This is a genomic window from Haloimpatiens lingqiaonensis (assembly GCF_901447495.1).
Classification (GTDB): domain Bacteria; phylum Bacillota; class Clostridia; order Clostridiales; family Clostridiaceae; genus Haloimpatiens; species Haloimpatiens lingqiaonensis.
Map to the genome: position 1 here is coordinate 1 of NZ_CABDWS010000129.1, position 4380 is coordinate 4380.

At 31.5% G+C, this 4380-nt stretch carries 3 protein-coding genes, 2 tRNA genes, 3 rRNA genes and 1 pseudogene; 1 reads left to right on the forward strand and 8 read right to left on the reverse strand.

What is annotated here, in order from left to right:
- Nucleotides 1-125, reverse strand: a 16S ribosomal RNA gene (locus FGK85_RS14615); the annotation flags it as partial.
- Nucleotides 126-868: 743 nt separating this feature from the next.
- Here FGK85_RS14615 and FGK85_RS14620 point away from each other — a divergent pair.
- Nucleotides 869-1921, forward strand: coding sequence for a DUF2804 domain-containing protein (locus tag FGK85_RS14620; RefSeq protein ID WP_138207846.1), 1053 nt, complete (start codon nucleotides 869-871; stop codon nucleotides 1919-1921).
- A gap of 203 nt (nucleotides 1922-2124) precedes the next feature.
- Here the strand turns inward: FGK85_RS14620 and FGK85_RS14625 are convergent, their stop codons facing one another.
- The 7 genes and pseudogenes from FGK85_RS14625 to FGK85_RS14655 form a co-directional block, all read right to left on the reverse strand.
- Nucleotides 2125-2346 carry a hypothetical protein gene (locus tag FGK85_RS14625; protein WP_138207848.1) on the reverse strand — a complete coding sequence of 74 codons (222 nt, stop codon included), beginning with the start codon at nucleotides 2344-2346 and terminating at the stop codon, nucleotides 2125-2127.
- Nucleotides 2339-2680 (reverse strand): annotated as a pseudogene (locus FGK85_RS14630) (ATP-binding cassette domain-containing protein); the annotation flags it as partial. The pseudogene FGK85_RS14630 and the gene FGK85_RS14625, both read right to left, overlap by 8 nt.
- Nucleotides 2681-2786: 106 nt before the next feature.
- On the reverse strand, nucleotides 2787-3485 hold the full coding sequence (locus tag FGK85_RS14635; RefSeq protein ID WP_138207850.1) for a response regulator: 699 nt from the start codon (nucleotides 3483-3485) through the stop codon (nucleotides 2787-2789).
- Between the two features lie 265 nt (nucleotides 3486-3750).
- Nucleotides 3751-3826 (reverse strand) — tRNA-Ala (locus FGK85_RS14640).
- 3 nt (nucleotides 3827-3829) lie between these two features.
- Nucleotides 3830-3906: transfer RNA gene (locus tag FGK85_RS14645), tRNA-Ile, on the reverse strand.
- Between the two features lie 4 nt (nucleotides 3907-3910).
- Nucleotides 3911-4027: ribosomal RNA gene (gene rrf, locus FGK85_RS14650) — 5S ribosomal RNA — on the reverse strand.
- A 184-nt stretch (nucleotides 4028-4211) separates the two neighbouring features.
- A 23S ribosomal RNA gene (locus FGK85_RS14655) occupies nucleotides 4212-4380 on the reverse strand; the annotation flags it as partial.

Genomic DNA, 4380 nt, shown 5'->3' on the forward strand with positions numbered 1-4380 from the left:
TTGCCCACGTGTTACTCACCCGTCCGCCGCTAATCCGTTCCCCGAAGGGAACTTCATCGCTCGACTTGCATGTGTTAGGCACGCCGCCAGCGTTCGTCCTGAGCCAGGATCAAACTCTCAATTTAAAGTTCAATCTCAAACTCAAATTCACTGACTTTATGATTTATCATCATCATCTCTGTTTAATTTTCAAAGACCAATTCGTTTGCCGCTTCAAGCGACTTAACCATCTTATCATTTTTTAAAAACTTTGTCAAGATTTTTTGTTTTTATCTTTTAACTAAGTTTTTAATTTTTTTGCCGCATCTCTTAGCGACATGTGTTATTTTATCATAAAGAATTTATATATCCTATAAATAAAATGCCATTATAATAAATTAACATCAACTTATTTAATATATCTCATTATTAATGCGTTTTTCTCATATAGATACACCAGGATTAGTTATTTTGATATATACGCTACTTTGTTGAATATCATCTACTAGTAAACTCTTTCTTCCTTCGCTTACTAAAAATCTGGAGTTTTCTAGTTAAATTTCTATAAACCTAAAAATAAAATTATATTTATGGTATTATATAAATTAAGAATATTCTTAATTTATACTGTAATACACAGACTAGAATCACGCATGGACTTTTCGTAGAAAATTTACTTGATAAGTCTCATTTTTCAGTTATATCTATTATTTTGCGAACAAGTCCACTAAGTTAATATCATTTTATAAGGGGGTTTATGCGTAAATTTTATAGGTATTTCAGATAGAAGTACATTTAACTATTACATCTTATTTATTTTCCTAAATTATCTCTCAAATAATGAACAGAGTTTTTTTAACTTTCCATAAACTTTACGCAGACAATAAATATGGGAATATCACAACAAAACAACTATTCATTTAAAGAAAAAGAATTAAATACTAATTATGATTATAATTTATGTTCTAAAGATAGTTCTCTAGATACTAATTCCGTAGGCTGGAGCAGAAATCCAAAGCATAATTGCCATATAAAAGGCCACTGTTTTAGAAAGAAAAAATTCAACTACTGGAATATATGTAACCAAGACTATTTATTCAATATAACTGTCACTAATTTTGACTATGTAGGACTAATTTCTATTTATCTATTAGACATAAAAAACAAAACTCAGACTGAAGAAAGTTTTAAAATTCCGTTTGCTATAGGTTGTACTCTTCCAAATAAAGTATATGGTAATATAAATATTTCTAAAAAGAATTTCACCTTAAGTATATCTAATAATCAAGATAAAACAGAATTACAGGTCTACTGCTCAAACTTTAGTAATAACACTTTAAAAGGTAAATTTATAATTGATAATAATCCAAAACATGAAACTTTAAATATAGTTATACCTTGGAGCACTCGAAAATTTCATTTTACATCAAAGCAAAATTGCCTTCCTGTTTCAGGTGAATTATGTATAGGTAAAAGTAAACCTATATTTTTTGAACTTAATAATTCTTTTGCATCTTTAGACTTTGGTAGGGGTATATGGCCCTATAATACCTTTTGGAATTGGTGTTCTTTTTCAGATAGGCATAAAGGACTGAATATAGGTATTAATTTAGGCAGTGGCTGGACAGATGACACCGGTTTAAATGAAAATGCTATAACTATAAATGATAAAATTATAAAGATAAGTGACGATGTTGAATTTATATATAATAAAAATAACATGATGGACAAGTGGTATATACGAACTAAAAACTCAAATAAAATAGATTTATTATTTTCTCCTTTTATAGAAAAACATATGAAAACTAACTTTTTAGTGGTGAAATCAGATTTTTGCCAACTTTACGGATATTTTTCTGGGAAAATAGTAGATGAGGATAACAAAGATTTAAATATAAACAATCTTTTTGGTACAGTAGAAGAACATACTGCTAAGTGGTAGAAAAATATTTTTAAAGAGCTGTTGTATTAAGTAATTTACATGCAATATATTGTTTTGCAATTTTAAAATTAGCACAATATATTATAGTATTTACTCTTAATACAGCAGCTCCTTTATTCAAACTCTTTATCTAATAACTCTTTCATTTAAAATTCTTATTAATTACCACTGAGACAAGCAGACGGTGTTTTCTTACTGTACTTCTATGAAACTTCCATTTTATTTATGTACAAGCACCCGCCCACAATTCCACCTATAAACATTACAACTACTATGATAACAGCACTTGACATAATTGAAATGTCATCGATAAATTTATAAGTGTCCTTTACAAGCATAAGATTAGATATCACTGGAAGTGGAAAAGGTATATATGCCCTTATTGGTTTATATATTAAAAATACAAAACTAGCAACAAGCTTCAACAATATATTCCTTATTAGGTATTCCCATCATCCTTCTGTGTATATCAAGATTCTCTCTTGCTGTTAAATTTGGATAAAATCCTGGTGTTTCAATTATAGCTCCTATTCTTCCAAATACATCTCTATCAGCATTTTTCTTACCGAAAATCTCACATTCGCCTTTTGTAGGATTAATAAGCCCCATTATCATTCTCAATGTAGTTGTCTTTCCAGCTCCATTTCTTCCTAAAAATCCGTATATTTCTCCCTTTTTAATATTTATATTTACATTATCAACTACAGTTGTTCCACTGTATCTTTTTGTAAGATTGTACGTTTTTAATACATGTTCCATTAAAATTACCCCCTTTAATAATTAAGGATTATCCCTTGTTATCAATAATAAAGGATAATCCTTAAATCAAAACTACGTAATTATTACAAATTTATTAAATCAGAATTTAATTTGCTTTAGGAAGTGTTATTATAAAGCTTGTCTTATCATAAGGAATACTCTGAACTTCTATCGAGCCATTCATACCTTCAACTAATTTTTTTACAATAGTAAGCCCAAGTCCACTACCTTGCAACTTTCTATTTCTAGACTTTTCTTGTGTATATAATCGATTAAAAATCTGAGAAATTTGGCTTTTTTCAATACCTTTTCCTCTATCATATATGCTCATTGCAAGTTCCTTTCCTTCTTTGAGAACTATATAATTATTCAAGTTAAATTCTACATTCCCATATTTATACACCTTGTCCTTAATGTTAGCTTCTCTTTCATTATAATAAATAGATCTCCTTATATTTGACTTAACCCTAGCAATAAGCTCTGGTACTGAGAAAGGCTTCACTATATAATCATCAGCTCCCATACCAAGGCCAATAATTTTATCACTATCTTCTCCCTTTGCAGAAAGTATTATAATAGGCACCTTGCTTTTTTGTCTAATTCTACCCATAGCCTCAATTCCATCCATCACAGGCATCATTATATCAAGGATTACCATGTTATAATTGTATTTTACAAATTTTTCTACTCCTTCAAGCCCATGAAACGCTTGCTCTACTTCGTATCCTTCCTTACACAAAGCTTCTTTTATCATGTTATTTATGTTAATATCATCTTCCACAATAAGTATCTTTAAATTTTCCATTGAATGTCCCCCATGTAGTTTAATATTACTATTCTCTAAAATTTTATCATAGCACTTATATTTTATCACAATCGTTTATTTTTCCATGTAAAAATTTATATTTAAATAAGGTAAACTTTTTAAATGAATCCTTAGCTTAATTAAACTACGCTAATTTAGGGCATTATATTCTCATATGGAACTTCTGCTTACAAATCAATCATGGCAGGCCTACAAAAGCAGGCCTACAAAAAATAAAAAAGACAGTCAAATATGACTGTCTTTTTGGTGGAGAATAAGGGATTCGAACCCTTGACCCCCTGCGTGCAAGGCAGGTGCTCTCCCAGCTGAGCTAATCCCCCATATGGTGGACCTTCAGGGACTCGAACCCCGGACCAACCGGTTATGAGCCGGTTGCTCTAACCAACTGAGCTAAAGATCCATTAACCTGGCGACGACCTACTCTCCCACAGGGCTTCCCCTGCAGTACCATCGGCGCTTTGAAGCTTAACCGTCCTGTTCGGAATGGGAAGGGGTGTTACCTTCAAGCCATAATCACCAGATTTTTCTTAGTGTGCTAGTGGGCTAGCGTCTAGAGGGCTAGTAATTAGCTGCTGCGCAGCTTACCTAGTTACTAGAGTTTAACGGACTAGCTTACTAAAAAAGAACTTATTGTTCTTTCAAAATTGCACAGTGTGGAAGAATCTTTTAATTGTCAATTGTCAATTGTCAACTGTCAATTATCTTTTGATCAAGCCCTCGACTTATTAGTATCGGTCAGCTGAACATGTTACCATGCTTACACCTCCGACCTATCAACCTGGTAGTCTTCCAGGAGTCTTACTAGCTTACGCTATGGGAAATCTAATCTTGAGGTGGACTTCACGCTTAGATGCTTTCAGCGTTTATTCCTTCC

What these genes read in the sequence shown, in the direction of transcription:
- FGK85_RS14620 (WP_138207846.1), top strand. Translation starts at nt 869, where the DNA reads ATGGGAATATCACAACAAAACAACTATTCATTTAAAGAAAAAGAATTA.
- FGK85_RS14635 (WP_138207850.1), bottom strand. Translation starts at nt 3,485, where the DNA reads ATGGAAAATTTAAAGATACTTATTGTGGAAGATGATATTAACATAAAT.